The organism is Streptococcus sp. oral taxon 058 str. F0407 (assembly GCF_000235485.1).
In the GTDB taxonomy this organism is placed as follows: domain Bacteria; phylum Bacillota; class Bacilli; order Lactobacillales; family Streptococcaceae; genus Streptococcus.
The window spans coordinates 403,616-422,420 of sequence record NZ_JH378888.1; the positions used below are offsets into that span (position 1 = coordinate 403,616).

Genomic DNA, 18,805 nt, shown 5'->3' on the forward strand with positions numbered 1-18,805 from the left:
TAGCTGACACTCCCGCACTCAAGTAGATGTATGGCAAGTTTGTTGCTTCATCTTGAGCTTTGAAGAAGGCTGCTGCTTCTTCACGAGTATACACGATTTCACCATCGCCAAAACCTTCAACGTATTTGACATTAACTGGAACTTCAACTTTCAAGACATCGATATTGAAGCGTGGGTCTGAGAAGACCTTCATAGCACCGATAACCTTGTGTGGTTTCACTTTAGCGTACTCTGCAGAACCTGCGTCCGCAATCTTTTCATCGTAAGCAAGAATTTCAAGGAAGAAGGGAATGTCTTCTGCCACACACTCAGAACCAATACGTTCGATGTAGGCTTGTTTTTGTTGATTGAGCTCGTCAGCGCTGTCTACATCGTAGTAAAGCAAGAACTTAACAGCATCTGCACCTTGTTCCTTGATACGTTTTGCAGACCAAACATCCAAGCAGTCAGGCAAGCGTTTGGTGCTAGTTGTGTCGTAACCAGTTTTTTCATAGGCAAGGAGAAGACCAGCATTTGCATCAAGCGCTTTTGTAGCTGGAAGTCCATACTCAGGGTCAAGGAGCATAGATGATGCGTATTTTGTCAATTCATCAGCTACTAATACTTTAAGTTCTTCCATTTGAGCGACAGTTGGTTCTTCTATTTGGTATTGAGCCATAAGGCGTTTCAAAGCACCACGTTGGTCAAAGGCAAGAGCTGAGATGATTCCATTTTCATCTGAAAGTTTTTCTAAGCATGCACGTTTTTGTTCTGTTAAAGCCATTTTATACCTCTTTTACTATTAATTGATCATATAAAGCTTGATAGTTAGCCATATTGACATGACCTGTCATCTTTTCTTGGGCATTGAGCATACCAAGGACATTGGCCTTGATGAGGAGTTCTTGATCAGATTCCTTATGAAGAAGTCCTGAAGAAATTCCTGCCACAGTAGAATCTCCAGATCCAACTGGATTAACTACCTGAATTCTTGGAATATCTACCTTGTAGAAAGTATCACCATGTTTGGCAAAGGCACCATTTGCACCAAGTGAAACGATAATCCATTCAATTCCTGCAAATAGAGGCTCTTGAAGGACTTCTTTTAATTCATTCAAATCCTCAGAAACTTCTCTTCCTAGAAGCTGAGACAATTCCTCATTATTTGGTTTGATTACTGTTGGTTTATGTGATGATTCAAGAACAGCCTGAAGAGCCGCACCTGAGCAGTCTAGAACAACAGGTTTCTCTGCTTTATTAGCAAGTTCTACTAAGCTCGCATAGTAATCAACTGGAAGGCCAGCTGGAAGACTACCTGAGATGGCTACTACTTCTACAGTGTCAAGAAGTTTCTCGAAATGAGCCAAGAAATCTTGACCTTCTTGTTCCAGAACTTCGGGCCCTTTTTCAAGGATTTCTGTTTGATTGTCTCCATGCAGAATAGCGATACAGTTACGAGTCTCTCCTTGAATTGAGAAGAAATCTTTCGTTACTTTATCATCGATATGTTCTACCAAGAATTCACCAAGCTTGCCACCAACTAAACCAGTAGCAGCAACAGAATCACCAAATTCTGAAAGAACTCGCGTAACATTGAGCCCTTTACCACCAGCTGTCTTGGTCACGTCCACCACACGGTTGACAGTATCAATTTTCAATTCATCCAAAGGATAAGAAATATCAATGGATGGATTCATTGTGACTGTTAAAATCATGCGTCACCTCTTAGTCGTGGTATTCACCACGATCCCATTTTTCAAGGAATTCTGTAAAGAAGTTTGCATCTGCTTGATGAGCATTGTGAGTTTCAACATGCTCGATTTTAGCAATCAATTTTTTGTTTTCTTCTGATGGTTTGTATTCAGCATTGATGAAAGCTTCGATGATATCGCACATAAGCAATTCACCAGTAATTTTACCACCAAAACCGATAACGTTGGCATTCAATTGCTCTTTAGCATAAAGGGCTGTTGTCATATCACGAACCAAGGCAGAGCGTACACCTGGAACTTTGTTAACAGCGTTATTGATACCAACACCTGTACCACAGATACAAACCCCAAGATCAGCTTGGCCGCTAGTTACAGCTTCACCAACTTTTTTACCAAAGATTGGGTAGTGTGTTCGCGCATGATCGTAAGTACCAAAGTCAATGACTTCATGTCCTTTTGATTTCAAAAATTCTGAAACCGCCATTTTTTCATCTGTTACGATGTGGTCACATCCGATTGCAATTCTCATTAGTTATTCCCTCCAATTAATTGTATAAATCTAAAATCATTTATCCTTACTCAATAAAAATCAAGATTAGCTTAGGAAGCGAGCTGCGAGCATAACTGAAGTTAGCTAAGGCGAGCTGACAACAGATTATCTTGATTTTTGAAGAGTATTAGCACATTTTGTTCAACATGTCGACACGAATCTGGTGACGTCCACCGTCGTATTTACCATTAACAAAACCTTTAGCAATGTTTTTGGCCAATTCATCACCAACAAGTTGTGCACCCATAGTGATCATACGTGAGTTGTTGTGTCCACGAGTCATATAGGCTGAACGTTCATCTGAAACTTCTGCAGCAACCATTCCTTTGATTTTAGTTGCAACCATGAAAGGACCAGCACCATAAGCGTCAATCACGATACCAAGATTTTGTTCTTCTTTGTTTACTTCTGCAGCAACAGCAAGAGTCACATCAACAAAATCTTGACCTTCAGCTGTAACATCCACAACGTGGAAGTTTTCTTTTTCCAAGAAGTCTTTCACAACTTCTTTCAATCTCAAACCTGCAGCATCTGCACCGATAACAATAGACATATTGTATACTCCTTTTTATTATTCTAGGCTAGTAAAGACTTTTATAGCTAGTATTATAAGTACAAAAGGCTTTCTAGCAGTTTATTGACAACTTAATTGAATAAGCTGTTCGATAGCTTATCCAAGTCTAGGAAATCAAGGTCCTAGAAATGATACTCCCTCAATCAGAAAGAATATAACAAGTGATTGTTTGTTTGTTGCAAACATCATTTGTTGCTTACAAACATAATATACTCCTATTTTACGCAAAAGTCAACAGTAAATGTTTGTTTCTGTGTTTTTTTTTAAAAAAATTATAAGATTTCGATCTCAAAACCAATCTGATCGACTTCACCTGCTTCTAAGAGACGAACATTCTTTTTATCTTCTAAATGATTTCCTTCTTCAAGTGAAGTTGATAAGCCTGACCAGGGTTCAAAAGCGATGAAAGGACCTTTATTTAGGGTAGACCAAATGATGAGATTAGGAAACTCTTGGAAGTTTACTTTCAATCCCTTCTCATGCTTCCGCGAACGGAGCGCAATTGTTCTAGATTGCAACTCATCAAGTGTCACTGCATCAACATTGAATAGTTCGTAACTGAGATCAACTTTATTTTGAGAAACCAACCATGAACTCCTATCTTGGAAGTCTAAGAGTCCAGTTTCTGGGAAAGGACGAGGAACAGAGCAAGTCTCTTCTTTTTCAAACTCCAAATAGTAATCTTCATAAACCTCATCATCAAGTAGAGGACAATTAAATCCTGGATGTCCTCCTATGAAGAATGGCATGACTTTATTCGTTTCTTTGTTGAAAATCTTGTATTGAGTACGAACAGTCTTGCCGGTCACTAGATAAGTGATTTCAAGACGGAAATGATAAGGATAGTTTTGATAAGTATTCTCATCATCTTCGATCGCAAAAGTTACACTATTTTCTGTTTGGTCAACTAATTCAAATTCATTTTTACGGACTAAACCATGACGCGGAATGCTTCCTTTTGTTTCCGTCTCATCTGCATGACTATAGAAGGCTGTATCCTCTCTCAAAGAGCCACAGATTGGAAAAAGTACAGGAGCTTGTCCACTCCAATAGGTGGCATCTCCTTGCCACAAGTACTCAATGCCATCTCGGTCTTTGATCGATGACAATGCGCCACCTAAGGTTTTAAACTGGACCGTTAACTGGTCTGATTTTACTTCAATTACCATAATGTTCTCCAACTATTTTTAGATTTTTATATAAAAAACTAGGTTGCCACTCCCAATGTCGGAAATTGACAACCTAGTTTTCACAATTTACATTTTATAGGAGCGAATTATTTAGCATTTGCTGCGTATTCTTCGTTACGTTTGATCATTTGTTTTCTATACCAAGCAAAGATACCTACATAGAATACAAGGAAGGCTGCTGCACCAAGGATTGCTTTGATATCACCTGTTGTAGCATTACCGATTGCCCAACCAAATAGTTTTTCGATTGGTCCTTCAAGAGTTGAGTGAGTGATCAATTGAGTTTGGCTCACACCTTCTGGGAAGGCACCTACACCTTTCGCAAGTTCAGTTGCAAATGGAGCGATAAGAGTACCTGAAAGAAGGAAGAGAGGCAACAAGAGTGTTCCGAAGATAATCATACGGAGCAATTTACCACGTGTAACAACCAAGAGAGCTGGAGTTACACCCATAGCAATGATACCTGCAAGTGGCAAGATACCATTTCCGACGTTTGAAAGAAGCACTGCTTCTACTAGCATGATTGGAGCAAGTACGTTGGCACAAGCCCAGATTTCCGCACGACCAGCGATGAAAGGCCAGTCAAGACCGATGTTGAATTTACGTCCTTGAAGACGTTTAGTAGCAACGTTTGTAATACCTTGTGAAAGTGGTTCTACAGCTGCGATGAACCAAGATCCGATAAGTGAGAAGAGTTCCAAGCAGACACCGGCGGTCAAACCAAGGCTCAACCAACCTTTAATAACAAGTTCCCATTTATCGGCTCCTTCTACACCAGCAACTGGGTGTGGAGTTCCCATCAAACCAATAACGATACCAAGGATAAAACCGATGAAGAATTTAGATCCCCAGAAACCGATTTTCTTGTTCAATTTTGCAGCATCAAAGTCGTATTTATCAAGACCTGGCAATACTTTATCGAAGATCTTATCCAAAACCATGATAACCGGGTTCATCATGTAGTTCATGTGAGTTGAAGTCATTGGTGATGAACTTGGTGCATTAAGAAGGTCGTCGAATGTTGGTTTCATCAAGTCAGAGTTGATGATTTTCAAAACACCTACAAGGACAACTGCTGCAGTTGCGATGAAAAGTGAAACTCCTTGGCTAACACCATTGTTGTCTGCATACCATTTGATCAAAAGACCAGTGATTGACAAGTGCCAGATATCAAAGATATCGACGTCCAGTGTGTCCGTTTTCTTCATTGCAAGCATCACAACGTTGACAATCAACATCACAAGCAAGAAGTAAAGTGTCCATGCAGAACCCCAAGTGATGGTTGCAAGTGGTGCCCAACCAACGTCAGTGATGTTCAATTGGATACCAGTGTTTTCAACGAATTTCGCAAGAGATGCTGAGAAAGCTCCGTTGAGCATACCGATGATAGCACCGATACCAGTAAGAGCGATGGCAAGTTTGATACCACCTTCAAGCGCTTTGGAGAATTTCACTCCAAAAAGTAGAGCCAATACTGTCAAGATGATCAGCATGATGATAGGACCACCCATTTCCAAGACTGGCTTGAAAATCTTATTGGCTAGTTCGATAATGACATCCATAATAGTTCCTCCCTTTATTTTTATGGAATCTTACAAAATAATAATTAACTTAGTCCGTGTTCTTTGATAGCTGCCTCAATATTGTCAAATACTGGAGCGCTCATTGCTGGAATACGGAACAAGATTGGTCCAGCTTCAATCACTGGAATCCCTGGTTCAAAACCAAGGTCAGTTGCAGCGATTGGTGTAAAGATATCATATCCTTTGATAAGATCTTCATTCACATCTTTTACCATAACTGCATCGCAGTGAACATCGTACCCGCGGTTTGCGAGTTCTTCTTCAAGAGCACTTTTGATTTGGTGACTTGAGTTTACACCTGCACCGCAGGCAGCGAGAATTTTAATCATTAGGATTTCCTCCGATTTTATTTTTTAATATACAAGATTAAGCTGTTGCTTCAGAGATATAAGCATAAAGTTTTTCTGGTTCAGAAATTTTTGATAAATCTTCCAGATGGCCATTTCCTGTGAAAAAGTCCATCAACTGAGCAAGAATATTTGTTTGACTCGAACTTGAATTGTTAATGATAAAGAAGAGTAGAGATACTTCCACTTCTCTATCAGGAACAATCATATTGTGAAAAGTTACTGGTTTTTCTAATCGAACAACCACCACTTTCTCAGCTAGATTATGAACAATATCTGTATGAGGAATCGCTACATTTGGCAAGTCCTTCCCCAGAAATTCCATGTCTAAGCCAGTTGGAAATGACTTTTCACGCGTGATCAAGGCTTCACGATAAGTTGGAGTCACGATTTTTCGTTCTTCCAATAAGGTTGCTACCTGATCAAAGAGTTGTTCTTGATTATCCGCTTCTAAGCAAAACACGAGGTCTTTGTCAAAGAAATGATCTAATCCCATAACAGTTTCCCTTCTTTCAATTAACTTTTACTTTATAAGTATAACAGCATCTATGAAATCGTTGTCAATACTTTTTGTTTTATTTTGTTTCTTTTTTGTTGATTGTGTTTTTTTAATTAATTACAATCATTATCAAACAATCTTTTTAAATTCTATTTTCGTGCATTTCAAACAAAAAAAGACCAAAATGGGTCTTTTTGTTACTAATTCTAATGTTATTTAGTTAATGGAAGATAAAATTTCTTCTAGCTTTTGATAGTCCTTGACACTATCGATTTCATAGATGCTGTTACCTTCTAATTCTTCGACATACACATCTAGTTCTTTAATGTTATCTTTAACCATGTTATCCCAATAGAGATCAACAAATTCGCCGCTTGCATAAGCTTTGTCAATAAAGCCAACAATCTTTTCTGCAGTTGGAGCATCCCAGAATGATACGCCGCTCAGAATACGACCAGCCTTGCTATCAACGATGATGTCTTGAACTTTATAGTCATCACTATAAACCAAGAACCATTCATTCTCACAGTCTTCACGATAAACACTGAAATAGGTCGAACGTTTAAGATCGTTTCTAAACATATTTTTGAAAAGATAGTTATCCGCATCAATCACATAGCTGTTAGCCAAGTCTTCTTTAACGAGATAAAGTGAGTAAAAGTTGTTGTAATCTGCATACTTGTCGTTGAAGACTAAACGAACACCATATTTTTCTTTTAGGTAGTCAAATTGTTCTTTGAGGTATCCGACAACGATGATAATCTCATCAATTCCTCTCTCTTTCAAAAACTCGATTTGGTATTCTACCAAGGGTTTTTGATTAACCCTAACCAAAGCTTTTGGGGTATTTTCAGTCATAGGGCGCAGACGAGTTCCTAAGCCCGCTGCTAAAATAATCGCTTTCACACGAATCTCCTTTATTCTTTAATAATAATATAAACACCAGCCATGACAACAAGCGATGTAATAATGGTCACCATATCGAGTGGTGTACCTAAAAGCATTGCTGAGAACAATACTGTCCATACGACATAGCTTACGTTCAAACCAGTTGCTTTTGCAGGTTGTAAACGGTTGATAGCAATGTAGTAAGCTAAGTAAGAAATCATATTACATGCTGCAAAGACTAACATCAAACCGAGCAATTGTCCATCTGCTACTTCTGCAAATGAATGATGAGAAAAAAGTACAATGACAAGGTATGACAAGAATGAGGTTACTTGGCGGATTAACAAGGCTTCAATTTCACTTAATTCACTTTCCATAGCATAGGAACTAAGAACACTTTCACTTCCCCAAGCGATGGCACAAACTAATGCACAAAGGATTCCGATATAAAAAGAATTAACCTGCTCAACTTTGTAAGTCTGGGCAATAATACCAGCGATAATCAACAAAATACCAAAGACAGTATTCTTAGATATCTTGTGTTTCAAAATGAAAAATGCTAGCAAAACAGAAACTGCTGGGTAGATAGCTGATACTGAAGACGCAAGAGAACTACCAATATATTTAACCGCATAAAGATTGGCCTGCATGCCAATAGGTCCAGCTAGCAAGGCACCGATAATAACACTGACATTTCGGATATTTAGGAAAATTGAAAAGCGAACTTTCCCTTCTTTTACCAAAAGAAAAGCTAACAAGATAAAGATACTCAAGAAATCATGAGCAGCTGCCACCACAAAAGGAGAAAGATTGGTAAAAACTGAAAAGATATAAGAACTGATTGTCAGACCTAGCCCCCAGAAGATCCCTGAGAGCAGACCGAAAGAAACACCATTTTTATTCTTCATCCTAACCTCCATAATAGGTCAAACCGTCAACAGCTCTTTGGTAACGACTCACACCATAATCTCCAAAGTCAGCACCTTGAGCTTCTTTGTACACTGTCCACAAACTCCAGATGGTATCTTGCAAAATTTTATAGATTCGAATCTTTTCACGAGATACTGGAGTTTTGTCACTCTCATAGTAGGTTAGGAAATCTTCTTCCTCTTGCTTTGTAAATTCAGACTCCAAAAAGAGAGCTGCCAAATCCCACATTGGGTCATTCATAGAAGAGTATTCCCAGTCAATCAAATACATGCGTCCTTGGGGAGACTCGATAAAGTTTTCTGGAACCAAATCGATATGGCAAGACTTTCTGTCAACACCTAAGTCAGCCAGTCTTTTCTCTAGTGAAAAAACTTCTTTTCGTACAGCTTCATAGTTGGCGTAAGGGATATTTCCCTCAATCAGGGCTTCGTATTTTTTGATTTCCTCAAAAGGTGCAAATTCCCCTCTTAGTTCTTTGCCTGATGCATGAATGGTCTGTAGAATCGGTGAAATCTTTTCAAACTTGGTCTTGATCGAATTGGAATCAAGCGTTGTTGCAGATTCAATGTATTCATTTACCTTAATCCCTGAATCAATATCAAAAAGATAATTTTTGACATCAAGATTCAAATCTTTCAACAATTCAAGATTGTATTTTTCATCTTGACGATTGATGAGCTTTTCAGTCCCTTTCCCGAAAAATTTAACGATATAGGGTTTAGAAGTTGTTTTAACCAAATAATTCTGATTGGTCATGCCCCCCAGTTGTTCAACACTGAGGACTCCCTCTTCCTCAGATAGCAAGGAAGAGATTTTTTCTTTGATGAGTTTCTCCACAATTTACCTCCATCTTCTACACTTCCCACTTGAACACTGTTTTAAAAGCAGTATTTAGGTCTGTAGCAAAGACTCGGTGAATATCCTTGATTTCTCTCACTGGTTCTTCAATATAAAGGATATTTTTCAGACGATTCGCAAACTTTTTAACTTCCATCATCTGAATTGCATTTTCAAAATCAATCCGTCCTGATCGTGATGAACCAACCAATAATAAACCTTTTTCTAAAGCATCTCGTGTATTGATATTGACCTTGTACTCGCTCACTCCCATCATGAGAATCGTTCCTTGTGGGCGAATGTAACGAATCAAATCATTGATAGCTGGTCCTGTTCCATCGCCACCACAACATTCAAATCCATGATCAAAGGTCAGATCCTCAGGAATATTATCAGTGATGTAGCACTCTTTTGCAAAAGAGAAGAGCTCTAGTTTTTCCCAATGGCGACCAATCACGATAATCTCTGCTTCTGGTAGAGTGTAATTGATAATATTGGCAACCACAAAGGCCAAACTACCATCTCCGATAACAGCGATACGCTCTCGTTTGCTGTGGGCAAGATTTAAGAAACGATCCATAGCATGCATACCCACACTCACAAACTCGGTAATGGCTGCAACTGTATCTTCGATGTCATTATAAGAAACAACTCGGTCTTTTGGAAGAAAGACAAATTCTCTCATAAAGCCATCATAACCACTAGATAGGAAGTAGGTTCCAGTCATGTAGTTCTCGTAGAACTCCTTATCACTCTGCATAGGCGGTTGATTCGGAATCATAACTACCTTTTGGCCAACTTCATAAGTCCCAGTTGGATCTGAAATAACCGTTCCACAAGACTCGTGAATCATAGCCATAGGAAGCTTTTTAGCCAATACCTTTGGATCGCGTTTCCCTTGATAGTAACGTTGATCCGCATGACAAACCGCCATATAATTAGGACGAATAAGGATATGATTCTCCTGATCAATGTCCTCTTCTTGGTATTTTACATTGATAAACTTTGGTTTGGTCAGTTGATAAATTTGATTAATCATATCCTTAGTCTTTCTCAATCATGCTTTTCGCGATTTTCAAGTCAGTTACTGTTGTGATTTTAAGGTTTGAGTATTCCCCTTTTGCTAGGGCAACGTCTTTCCCTTTAATAACAAAAATCTTACATGCATCCGTCAGGATTTCCTTTTCTTGATCAGATAGGGAACCATACAGATCCATGAAATCCTTGCAGCGGAAGGTTTGAGGTGTTTGACCTTGATAGAGGTGAGCACGATTTGGAATATCCGTGATAAACTGGCCATTAGTGCTTTCAACAATGGTGTCAACCGCTTCTACTACTGTGTCAACTGCATCATGATTTTGAGCGAGTTTGATATTGTCCTGAATCATGCGGAGCGTGATAAATGGACGAACAGAGTCGTGGGTAATCACGATATCTTCTGGAGTAATTGGACGGTAGGCATCAATGGCTTCTATAATCTTCTCAATACTGCTATTGCGATCAGCACCACCCTTGGTAATGATGATACGATCCTTGTGGAGAGAAAGATACTTGTCAACTAAGTCCTCAGCGTGTGATACCCAATCTCCATGAACTCCAACTACAATTTTTTCAATGCTTGGCTCCAAGACAAATTTTTCGATTGTGTGAATCAAAATAGGACGATCACCCAACTCCAAAAATTGTTTCGGTAAATTACTGATTCCCATGCGTGTGCCAGTTCCTCCGGCTAGGATTCCTGCATAGATCATATATTTTCTCCTTTATTTATTCTAAAAAACTCATTACCATCTATTATATCACAATCTATCTTTATCATGAAGAAAAGACAGAGAATCATTTAGTGGAATTAACTCACTATTTATACTAAAAAATGAACATTCTCCAACTAAAATCGAAAACATCATAACAGATTAAAAAATAAAATTAGGTTATCCTCTATATTATCCATTTAACGTTCGGTTAACATAGAGTTCTTTAGGATATAATAGAAACCTTAAAGAAAACTTAAATACATTTTTTAGAATACAAAAATAAGCTAGGAAACTGTTCAATTTGTCTAGACAGCTACAGTCCCTAACTTTCTTGTTTTTATCTATGATGACAGAGTAGTTTACTTTTCCTGATCTTGGTCACCAGCTCCTTTAACTGCCTTTTTAAACTCAGACAGCATTTTACCAATTGATTCACCAAGTTCTGGTAAACGTTTTGGTCCAAAGATTAAGAGTGCACCTAGAACGATGATAATCAATCCTGGAGCACCGATATCACGTAAGATTCCCATTCTTTTCTCCTTTCATTTTTTTCTTTATTATCCTCTTGCTAATTACAATACTAAGCTCATAGAGCGAGATTAAAGGAATTGTCATGGCTAGATCGCTAATAAAATCAGCTGGTGTCAAAATAACAGCTAGTACCAATAAAATAAAGTATGCATAACGTCTATAGGTAACTAAGAGCCCTGGTCCAATCAAGCCAATCGATGTTAAAAAAGCAATGATGACTGGCAATTCAAAGATGAACGCCAAAGGGATAGTTGTTTGAAAAACAAAGTCTAAGTAGTTCTGCGCCGTTAATTGAGTTTCAAATAATCCTTCCCCAAGTCCTAAAAGCACTTGAAGTAAGGCAGGCGTTACAAAGTAGAATCCAAAGGCTAGTCCAAGCAGAAAGCAAATAAAACTAGCTGGAATATAGGCAAAGATTGCTCTTGCTTCTTCTGTTTTCAATCCTGGTTTGATAAAACTCCAAATCTGATAGACTGTAAAAGGTAGCGTAATGGTAAAGGACATCAGACTCGCCAAGCGCAAATAAATCCACAAAATATCATTTGGACCTAATACAATCAACTTTTGATTAAAGGACTGAGTTAGATAATAGTATAGCTGATCTGCAAACAATAAAGCTCCGCAGAAAACTATAAAAAAGCAGGCTATAACAGCAATGAATCTCTTTCTAAATTCTACCAGATGTTCAATAATTGTCAATTCTTTTGTATCCATCTACTTATCACCCTGTCTCAATGTGACAACCAAAACAATTATCAAAAAGACTAGCTGACTTCCTAAACCTTCCCAACTTGGATAGATGCCCAATAGGTCGATAGTAGGGAAACCAGGCAATAAGTGGTTAGGTGCCATATCGGTCAGCTGGAGAGCATGTACGCTAACGCCTAGCATCTTGAAGGCAAGAACATAAATCATCCACGTCAGTAGGAAGAAAACCTTATGAGGTAGGAAAAATTGACTGGCCTTGTTCATCAGAAATGCAATAATCAACAAGACTAACAAAGCTAGAGAAATACCTAGGATAAACTCAAAACGAGATATTCTCGGTAAAATTCCTACGTAGAATAGAATGGTCTCTGCCCCTTCACGAAAAACTGCTAGAAAACTAAGAGCAAACATGGAAATGAATGAACCTGTTTTGGTCACAGTTTTCATCTGCGAATCCATAAAGTCATTCCATTTTTTGACTGAGGATTTACTGTGAAGCCAGATACCGATCAAAAGCATCATCGCTACTGCAAAAATACCAATAACTCCCTCGATGATTTCACGATTGGCCCCTGATGTTACAGCAGGAAAGGCAATTTGGAGTATAAATGCAATCACTAGACTGGCAATGATTCCTGTTATCGCTCCACCATATACCCACTTGAGTCCTTTGCGCATCTTGACTGCTTTTAAAGTTGTGACTAGGGCCATGACGATTAAGAGAGCCTCCACTCCTTCTCGTAGGAGAATGAGCATAGCATCAAAAGCATTGTAGCTTGCATTGGTATCAATTTGAGATAAATCCGCAATCAGATTTTCTAATTTTTCTTGATAATCCTTCTCACTTCCCTTGACCATGATTACAGGACTTTCACTTTCGACTCGGGTGTAGAGGGAAGGATTGGTTGTTCTAACGGTTCCTTCAACTGTCGGCCAAATTGTGATAAACTCTTTCATGGTAGCTGCCCCTGCAGTCTGATCTCCAGATTTAAATTCTTCCAAGGCTTTTTTGAGAAGCTCGATGCCATCTTTGAGACTTAGATTAGAGGAAGTTTTCGCCACTTCTTTACCAGCTACGAAGTTATCAATGGCAGTTTTTAAGTCATTAAAAGAAGACTGGATAGCATCATAATCTGTCGGCTCCGTTTCGATACTACTGCGTAAGAAAGAGATAGCAGTTTCTACTTGACCATAATGACTTGTACTGTTGTCTCGGACAACACTCTCATTGATCGTCCAAGTTGAATTCATCTTTTTATAGGCTTCTCGAATTTGCTCTATGTCTTTGGAAGAAATTGCCTTATCCAAAGTCTCAAAACGTGGTCTTAAGCGACTGACAAGTTTTTCCTTCTCTGCATTCAGATCTATTGGATTTTGTTCTTTTTCAAAAGCTAGAAGAGCAGAAGAGATTTGTGTCAAATTTTCTTCACTAATTTCCCCTGAAAGAGCAAGTTTCTCCTTGACAACCTTTCCAGCATCCGAATCAGCATGTTCTACTTTTTCAAAATCCGTCGCCATTTCTCTAACTAGGGCTTTAGCTTCTGCCTGATTTCCATTTTTTAGAGCCTGAGAGGCATCCGTAATCTTCACAAAATAAGAACTTAGACTTTCCTTAGCACGAACAGGAGACATAGCTAACAAGAGAAAAGACAAAGCAAAAAGACAAATACTAGTCTTCCAATAATTTCTGACCAATATAGCCTCCTTTCTCTACTCCACCAAAGCAGGCAAAAAGACCGCTACCGATGTGGGTTACATACTCATTCATCTTGTCTGTAGCTCCGAGGTTGGTTTGAACCTTGACAAAATGATCTGGATCCTTTTGGAAAGAGATAAAGAGTAAACCTGTGTCAAATTGTCCAGTCTTATCATCAATTCCATCCGAGTATGAATAAGATCGTCGTAAGAGCGGCTTATCTACCTCTTTGGCTAATCGAACATGCGAATCATCTGGTAAAAGACTCAAATCCACTTCATCAAACTCATTCTTTTTACCAAATGGAGCACCACTTTCCTTGTAGCGACCGAAGGTATTTTCTTGCTCTTCAAGATTGGTTCGATCCCAAGTATCGAGAAACATCTGGATGCGACGAACGGCCATATAGGATCCATTTTCCATCCAGTCCTTGCTGTCAGCCCAGACAACACGATCAAAATCCTTTTCTTTGGTCACATTAGCAGTTCCGTCCTTGAAACCAAAAAGATTGCGTGGTGTCTCCAGACGATCTCCGATAGCAGCAAATCCAGATTGGCTCCAACGGAGGGTCACCGCATTTCTCCCTTTACGGATAAGGTTTCGAATAGCATGAAAAGCAACTTGCTCGTCATCTGCACAGGCTTGGATAACAATATCTCCTCCAGTATATTTTTCACGCAGCTGCTCTTTGGGGAAGGGGGGTAAATCCTTAAAAAGTTGAGGACGTTTTTGCTCTAATTTCATCTTTTTCAGGAAACTAGCAGACACACCAAAAGTCAGCGTTAAACGATGAGGATTTAGCCCCACGGTTTCTCCAGTATCACTAGGTGGCAAGAGGGCATTCTGACCATCTTTTTTGACCAGTTCTCCTTCTACCAACTTGCTACTATAATCTGTCCAATCCTTAAAAAGCTGGATAATCTTATCTTTATCTGTCGTATGCAGATCTAGGACAACAAAATAAATATTCTTCTGCATAGGGGTCGTGATACCCGCTTGGTGTTTCCCATAAAAGTCAATCTTTTCATTACCGTACGAGATTTTTTCCTGTTTGTCTAACCTAGGTGCTAAAAAAGCGGAGGCACCGGAGAGACCGAGCGCTAGCCCAGCACCTCCAATACCCGCTTTTTTTAGAAATTCTCGACGGTCCATTTTTTTCTCAAAAAAATTTTCGTCTTTCTTAGTCATACTGCTTATTCTCCATCAAGAAATTTGCCCATTTGTGATAGAGGTTCACCAAGTTTTGTCACGGCTTCAGCCAATTCTTTGGTGTCTTCTTTTGATAAGTCTGTATAAAGTTTGTAGTGTTCCTTGTCTGTCATATGTTTGTCCAACAAGCTATTAACCGATTTGAAATCAGCTTCTAATTCTTTAACTAAATCAGCATCTGATTTTTCTAGTAAAGGTTTAAAGAGTTGGAATATCTTTTCAGCTCCCTCGATATTAGCGCGGAAGTCGTATAAATCTGTATGAGAGTAGATTTCCTCTTCACCAGTAATCTTACTTGTTGCTACTTCATTAAGCAAGTCAACTGCTCCAGTCAACATAATCTTGTGATCGACTTCAACAGTCGCTACCTTAGCCTTCAACTCTTTGATATCGTTGACTAATTGTTCCCCATAACTTTCTGTCCCCTTAGTTGTGTTTTCTTCCCAGAGGATTCGTTCGATACGGTGGAAACCAGACCAACCTTCATCGGTCTTGTTTTCATCAACATAGTCTGCTAGACGAAAGTCAATCTTAACATCTGACTCACCAAAACTCTCAGCGATTGGCTCAGAGCGTTCGTAAGCCATACGAACAAGTGGATAAGCTTTCTTTGCTTCCTCAAGTTTTCCGTCTTTTAAAAGCTGGACAAAACCTTCTGTATCCGTTAAGAGTTTATCAATTTGTCCTTGAACAAAAGTCTTATAATCTGCAGTTGCCTTATCAAGTAATTTTTGTTTGTCATCTGACAGGGCTGTCACCTTAGAGGAATCACTTGTTCCAGTAGATTTTTCAAAACGGACTGCACATGCTGTCAATAGCAAAGCTGAAGATAAAAGGACGAAACCTAGTTTTTTCATTGTTTACTCCTATTAGTTCAGGAAGCCTGAATTTATTTTACGTTCCATTATAACATGTCTTCACTCATTTTTCAATAAATTGTCAGAAAATTTAATGTTTTAGGATTTGAAGTAGCCTTTTTCGGTAAAGTCAAAAAGGGCTTGAAAATTAGAATCGTAGAACTTTTTTCAGATAGTTTAAAAAGTTTGTATTCCACTTCTCTTTTCTCTATAATGGAGAGAAAGGAGATGACTATGACAGAAATGAAACATGAAATTGATGCAAACTTTGCAGGGCGACTCAATATACTACGCGCTGGTGTTCTCGGTGCCAATGATGGGATTATTTCCATTGCAGGAGTCGTTATCGGGGTTGCTAGTGCGACAAACAATATCTGGATTATCTTTTTATCTGGACTAGCCGCTATCCTCGCTGGTGCTTTTTCTATGGCAGGTGGCGAATATGTCTCTGTATCCACTCAGAAAGACACAGAAGAAGCCGCTGTCGCTAGAGAGCAATTACTCTTGGATAAAGACATCAAATCTGCAAAACAATCCCTCTATGCTGCTTACCTTCAAAATGGTGAGTGTGAAACATCCGCCCAACTCTTGACCAACAAAGCCTTTTTAAAAAATCCACTCAAAGCCTTGGTCGAGGAAAAATATGGAATCGAGTACGAAGAGTTTACTAATCCTTGGCATGCTGCTATCTCTAGCTTTATCGCCTTTGTACTGGGAAGTCTTCCTCCCATGCTTTCAATCATCGTCTTTCCAAGCGACTATCGTATTCCAGCCACTGTTCTTATCGTAGCCCTTTCCCTTCTCATTACGGGCTATACCAGTGCTAAACTAGGCAAGGCTCCTACGAAAACTGCTATGATCCGTAACCTTTGTATCGGACTTCTCACCATGGGCGTAACCTTCCTCTTGGGACAACTCTTTAGTATCTAAGATAAAAGAAATACCTCGATGAATTTCGAGGTATCTTTGTTTTACATTTGCACAATCTTGCGATAGCTTCTTGAGGTAATCATAAAGATCAAAACGTAGACGATGAGGAAGATAGCACAGATGGACAATGTAACGGTCAACATCATGGTCGCATCGAGTACCCCAATGACTTTTAGGATCAGGCTAAGCATATGATAGGCAAAGACAAGGTGTAGGAAGGCAAATAGCAAAGGGAGGAAGAAAACAGTTAGGACCTGTTTGTTGATAGTTTGCTTGATTTGCTTTTGATCGAGTCCGACCTTTTGCAAAATGATAAAGCGTTCACGATCTTCATAGCCCTCAGAGATTTGTTTGTAATAGATAACGAGGACTGTTCCAACCATAAAGATGATAGAGAGGAAGATACCGATGAAGAAGACACCTCCATAGAGGGCACTGATTTGTGCACTGCTATCAGCCAGATTGCTTCCGTATACATAGCTTCCCTCTTTGTTTAATTCTCTATTAAAGTTATTAAGGAATTTTGAAAAATCATCAGCGAGTTTGAGCTGTTCTTCCTCACTAGCTGTTACATTCATACCGCCATAAAGTTGATCAAAGAGAGAGGAATCCGGATATTGATCAATAAAAGCTTGCAGATTAGGCACAACAAGATAATTGTAGTCAGATGTGAGAATGTTAAACTGATTTGGCACATGTTCCAGAACGAAATCATTTTTAATTTCTTCTTTAACAGTGTAAGTCTGGTCATTTAGAGTGAGTTCTTTCTGCCCTTCAAGCACCTTATTCTTAGTAAACAAGCCGACTTCATTGCCTGAAAGGGAGAGTTTTTGACCAGTCATGATTTCATAGTCTTTTTGATCAAAGACCATGAAAATGGTTTTCGGTTGGACAAAGTTATTCCCCTTTTTAAAGATACGGAGTTTGGTTCCATCTTGACTCTCGATGCCAAAATTGCTGTGACGAAAGACTTCTTTTTTGGTGACAGTTAATCCCTTATCGCTAGCATACTGACTCAAAAGTTTATCTAAATCTTCTTTATCAACATTTCGCCCTGAAATTCCAAAATCATGTGGATTCATGAATTTCTTGAAGGTTTCTGAAGCCTTGAAGATACTAGTTGCAGCAGACATGGTCACCAAGACCATGGTTGAAAGAATGGCAATCGTCGCAAGACCAACCGCATTTTTCTTCATACGGAAGATGAGATTGGATACGGAAATCATGTTGTTGGGTTGGTAATAATAACGCTTGTTTTTCTTCAAGATTTGTAGGAATACTGTAATCCCTGCATTAAACAAGAGATAGGTACCAAAGATTACCAGCAAGACTGCTACAAAGAAAATTATGAGTGCAGTTAAAGGATTTTCAACTGTCACTGCTAGGTAGTATCCTGAACCCAAACTGATTAATCCAAGAATCGTTTGCAAGCCCAAGAAACGTCCTTTTTTCTCACCACTGGCCTTCTCACGAGAGAGCTGAAGGGCATTCATGCGGGCTATGCGAAAGGCATTGATAAAAACCAAACCTAGGAAAATAGCTCCAAAAATAAGGATAACTAGGATAAAGACGCTTGGTTGGAAAGTCGCTACGAGCTCCACCTTCATATTCATTAGCTTCAGAAGCAGAGCAAAGATTAGCTTATCAAAGAGAGCTCCTAGGCCAAGTCCAGCTGTCAAGGTTAGGGAACCAAATATAAGAAGCTCCTTAAAGACCATGCTGATTAAATGGCGTTTTTCTAATCCTAGCATGCCGTAAATCCCTAGTTCTTTGGAACGGTTTTTCATGACGAAACTATTGGCATAAAAGACAATGATAGCCGAAGCAATAGTGACAATCACCATCCCAAGACCAAGCGTCATAGAGATAGTCTCTCCCCCTCGAATATTGCCAATATTAGGGTTAAGTGTCAATGAGTAAAAGAGATAAGTGATGGTCACAGCTAGGAGAACAGCTAAAGCAAAGGGATAGTAGAGTTTGCGGTTTTTGATTAAGTTAGATACCGCTAACTTATTGGTCAATCGAAACATA

Annotated in this window: 20 protein-coding genes; 1 reads left to right on the forward strand and 19 read right to left on the reverse strand. The window is 39.0% G+C overall.

Features of this window, described 5'->3' with window-relative positions:
- The 18 genes from lacD to efeO form a co-directional block, all read right to left on the reverse strand.
- Positions 1-763, reverse strand: a 763-nt coding sequence (gene lacD / locus HMPREF9184_RS06445) for a tagatose-bisphosphate aldolase (RefSeq protein WP_009444299.1), incomplete at its 3' end; no start/stop codon positions are given.
- A gap of 1 nt (position 764) precedes the next feature.
- Entirely contained in the window at positions 765-1,694 is a 930-nt protein-coding gene (locus HMPREF9184_RS06450; RefSeq protein WP_000604253.1) for a tagatose-6-phosphate kinase, read from the reverse strand.
- 10 nt (positions 1,695-1,704) lie between these two features.
- Positions 1,705-2,220: a galactose-6-phosphate isomerase subunit LacB gene (lacB, locus tag HMPREF9184_RS06455; protein WP_001216904.1), complete on the reverse strand. Its 516-nt coding sequence runs from the start codon at positions 2,218-2,220 to the stop codon at positions 1,705-1,707.
- 148 nt (positions 2,221-2,368) lie between these two features.
- Positions 2,369-2,794: a galactose-6-phosphate isomerase subunit LacA gene (gene lacA / locus HMPREF9184_RS06460; protein WP_000029277.1), complete on the reverse strand. Its 426-nt coding sequence runs from the start codon at positions 2,792-2,794 to the stop codon at positions 2,369-2,371.
- Positions 2,795-3,087: 293 nt separating this feature from the next.
- Positions 3,088-3,984: an aldose 1-epimerase family protein gene (locus HMPREF9184_RS09505; protein WP_000234238.1), complete on the reverse strand. Its 897-nt coding sequence runs from the start codon at positions 3,982-3,984 to the stop codon at positions 3,088-3,090.
- A gap of 107 nt (positions 3,985-4,091) precedes the next feature.
- The gene (locus HMPREF9184_RS06470) at positions 4,092-5,567 is read right to left on the reverse strand and encodes a PTS galactitol transporter subunit IIC (protein WP_000382509.1); all 1,476 of its coding nucleotides are present in this window, start codon (positions 5,565-5,567) and stop codon (positions 4,092-4,094) included.
- A 44-nt stretch (positions 5,568-5,611) separates the two neighbouring features.
- Positions 5,612-5,917, reverse strand: a complete 306-nt coding sequence (locus tag HMPREF9184_RS06475; RefSeq protein WP_000590545.1) for a PTS sugar transporter subunit IIB — start codon at positions 5,915-5,917, stop codon at positions 5,612-5,614.
- 37 nt (positions 5,918-5,954) lie between these two features.
- Positions 5,955-6,431, reverse strand: coding sequence for a PTS sugar transporter subunit IIA (locus tag HMPREF9184_RS06480; protein ID WP_000521969.1), 477 nt, complete (start codon positions 6,429-6,431; stop codon positions 5,955-5,957).
- Between the two features lie 219 nt (positions 6,432-6,650).
- On the reverse strand, positions 6,651-7,340 hold the full coding sequence (locus HMPREF9184_RS06485) for a sugar phosphate nucleotidyltransferase (RefSeq protein WP_000643979.1): 690 nt from the start codon (positions 7,338-7,340) through the stop codon (positions 6,651-6,653).
- An 11-nt stretch (positions 7,341-7,351) separates the two neighbouring features.
- The gene (locus tag HMPREF9184_RS06490; protein ID WP_000791846.1) at positions 7,352-8,230 is read right to left on the reverse strand and encodes a DMT family transporter; all 879 of its coding nucleotides are present in this window, start codon (positions 8,228-8,230) and stop codon (positions 7,352-7,354) included.
- A 1-nt stretch (position 8,231) separates the two neighbouring features.
- On the reverse strand, positions 8,232-9,089 hold the full coding sequence (locus HMPREF9184_RS06495; protein ID WP_000413090.1) for a phosphotransferase family protein: 858 nt from the start codon (positions 9,087-9,089) through the stop codon (positions 8,232-8,234).
- A gap of 16 nt (positions 9,090-9,105) precedes the next feature.
- Entirely contained in the window at positions 9,106-10,128 is a 1,023-nt protein-coding gene (locus tag HMPREF9184_RS06500; RefSeq protein WP_000609911.1) for a ribitol-5-phosphate dehydrogenase, read from the reverse strand.
- A 4-nt stretch (positions 10,129-10,132) separates the two neighbouring features.
- Entirely contained in the window at positions 10,133-10,840 is a 708-nt protein-coding gene (locus HMPREF9184_RS06505; protein ID WP_000638511.1) for an IspD/TarI family cytidylyltransferase, read from the reverse strand.
- Positions 10,841-11,202: 362 nt separating this feature from the next.
- A complete protein-coding gene (locus HMPREF9184_RS06510) occupies positions 11,203-11,373 on the reverse strand; it encodes a twin-arginine translocase TatA/TatE family subunit (protein WP_000512108.1) in 171 nt (56 codons plus the stop codon).
- Positions 11,357-12,088 carry a twin-arginine translocase subunit TatC gene (gene tatC, locus HMPREF9184_RS06515; RefSeq protein WP_000379846.1) on the reverse strand — a complete coding sequence of 244 codons (732 nt, stop codon included), beginning with the start codon at positions 12,086-12,088 and terminating at the stop codon, positions 11,357-11,359. Before tatC ends, HMPREF9184_RS06510 begins: the two co-directional genes overlap by 17 nt.
- Positions 12,089-13,777, reverse strand: a complete 1,689-nt coding sequence (locus HMPREF9184_RS06520) for an FTR1 family iron permease (RefSeq protein ID WP_000252114.1) — start codon at positions 13,775-13,777, stop codon at positions 12,089-12,091.
- Complete coding sequence (gene efeB / locus HMPREF9184_RS06525) at positions 13,752-14,966, reverse strand: iron uptake transporter deferrochelatase/peroxidase subunit (protein WP_000161920.1); 1,215 nt, start codon at positions 14,964-14,966, stop codon at positions 13,752-13,754. Before efeB ends, HMPREF9184_RS06520 begins: the two co-directional genes overlap by 26 nt.
- A 5-nt stretch (positions 14,967-14,971) precedes the next feature.
- Positions 14,972-15,844 (reverse strand): iron uptake system protein EfeO, encoded by an 873-nt coding sequence (efeO, locus tag HMPREF9184_RS06530; protein ID WP_000732988.1) that lies wholly within the window; start codon positions 15,842-15,844, stop codon positions 14,972-14,974.
- Between the two features lie 234 nt (positions 15,845-16,078).
- Here efeO and HMPREF9184_RS06535 point away from each other — a divergent pair, with 234 nt between their 5' ends.
- Positions 16,079-16,774: a VIT1/CCC1 transporter family protein gene (locus tag HMPREF9184_RS06535; RefSeq protein WP_000138118.1), complete on the forward strand. Its 696-nt coding sequence runs from the start codon at positions 16,079-16,081 to the stop codon at positions 16,772-16,774.
- A gap of 41 nt (positions 16,775-16,815) precedes the next feature.
- Here HMPREF9184_RS06535 and HMPREF9184_RS06540 read toward each other — a convergent pair whose 3' ends face one another.
- The gene (locus tag HMPREF9184_RS06540) at positions 16,816-18,804 is read right to left on the reverse strand and encodes an FtsX-like permease family protein (RefSeq protein ID WP_000489366.1); all 1,989 of its coding nucleotides are present in this window, start codon (positions 18,802-18,804) and stop codon (positions 16,816-16,818) included.
- Position 18,805: the final 1 nt, after the last annotated feature.

Coding starts and splice junctions, on each gene's coding strand:
- HMPREF9184_RS06450 (WP_000604253.1), bottom strand. CDS start 1,694: ATGATTTTAACAGTCACAATGAATCCATCCATTGATATTTCTTATCCT.
- lacB (WP_001216904.1), bottom strand. CDS start 2,220: ATGAGAATTGCAATCGGATGTGACCACATCGTAACAGATGAAAAAATG.
- lacA (WP_000029277.1), bottom strand. CDS start 2,794: ATGTCTATTGTTATCGGTGCAGATGCTGCAGGTTTGAGATTGAAAGAA.
- HMPREF9184_RS09505 (WP_000234238.1), bottom strand. CDS start 3,984: ATGGTAATTGAAGTAAAATCAGACCAGTTAACGGTCCAGTTTAAAACC.
- HMPREF9184_RS06470 (WP_000382509.1), bottom strand. CDS start 5,567: ATGGATGTCATTATCGAACTAGCCAATAAGATTTTCAAGCCAGTCTTG.
- HMPREF9184_RS06475 (WP_000590545.1), bottom strand. CDS start 5,917: ATGATTAAAATTCTCGCTGCCTGCGGTGCAGGTGTAAACTCAAGTCAC.
- HMPREF9184_RS06480 (WP_000521969.1), bottom strand. CDS start 6,431: ATGGGATTAGATCATTTCTTTGACAAAGACCTCGTGTTTTGCTTAGAA.
- HMPREF9184_RS06490 (WP_000791846.1), bottom strand. CDS start 8,230: ATGAAGAATAAAAATGGTGTTTCTTTCGGTCTGCTCTCAGGGATCTTC.
- HMPREF9184_RS06500 (WP_000609911.1), bottom strand. CDS start 10,128: ATGATTAATCAAATTTATCAACTGACCAAACCAAAGTTTATCAATGTA.
- HMPREF9184_RS06505 (WP_000638511.1), bottom strand. CDS start 10,840: ATGATCTATGCAGGAATCCTAGCCGGAGGAACTGGCACACGCATGGGA.
- HMPREF9184_RS06510 (WP_000512108.1), bottom strand. CDS start 11,373: ATGGGAATCTTACGTGATATCGGTGCTCCAGGATTGATTATCATCGTT.
- tatC (WP_000379846.1), bottom strand. CDS start 12,088: ATGGATACAAAAGAATTGACAATTATTGAACATCTGGTAGAATTTAGA.
- efeB (WP_000161920.1), bottom strand. CDS start 14,966: ATGACTAAGAAAGACGAAAATTTTTTTGAGAAAAAAATGGACCGTCGA.
- efeO (WP_000732988.1), bottom strand. CDS start 15,844: ATGAAAAAACTAGGTTTCGTCCTTTTATCTTCAGCTTTGCTATTGACA.
- HMPREF9184_RS06535 (WP_000138118.1), top strand. CDS start 16,079: ATGACAGAAATGAAACATGAAATTGATGCAAACTTTGCAGGGCGACTC.
- HMPREF9184_RS06540 (WP_000489366.1), bottom strand. CDS start 18,804: ATGTTTCGATTGACCAATAAGTTAGCGGTATCTAACTTAATCAAAAAC.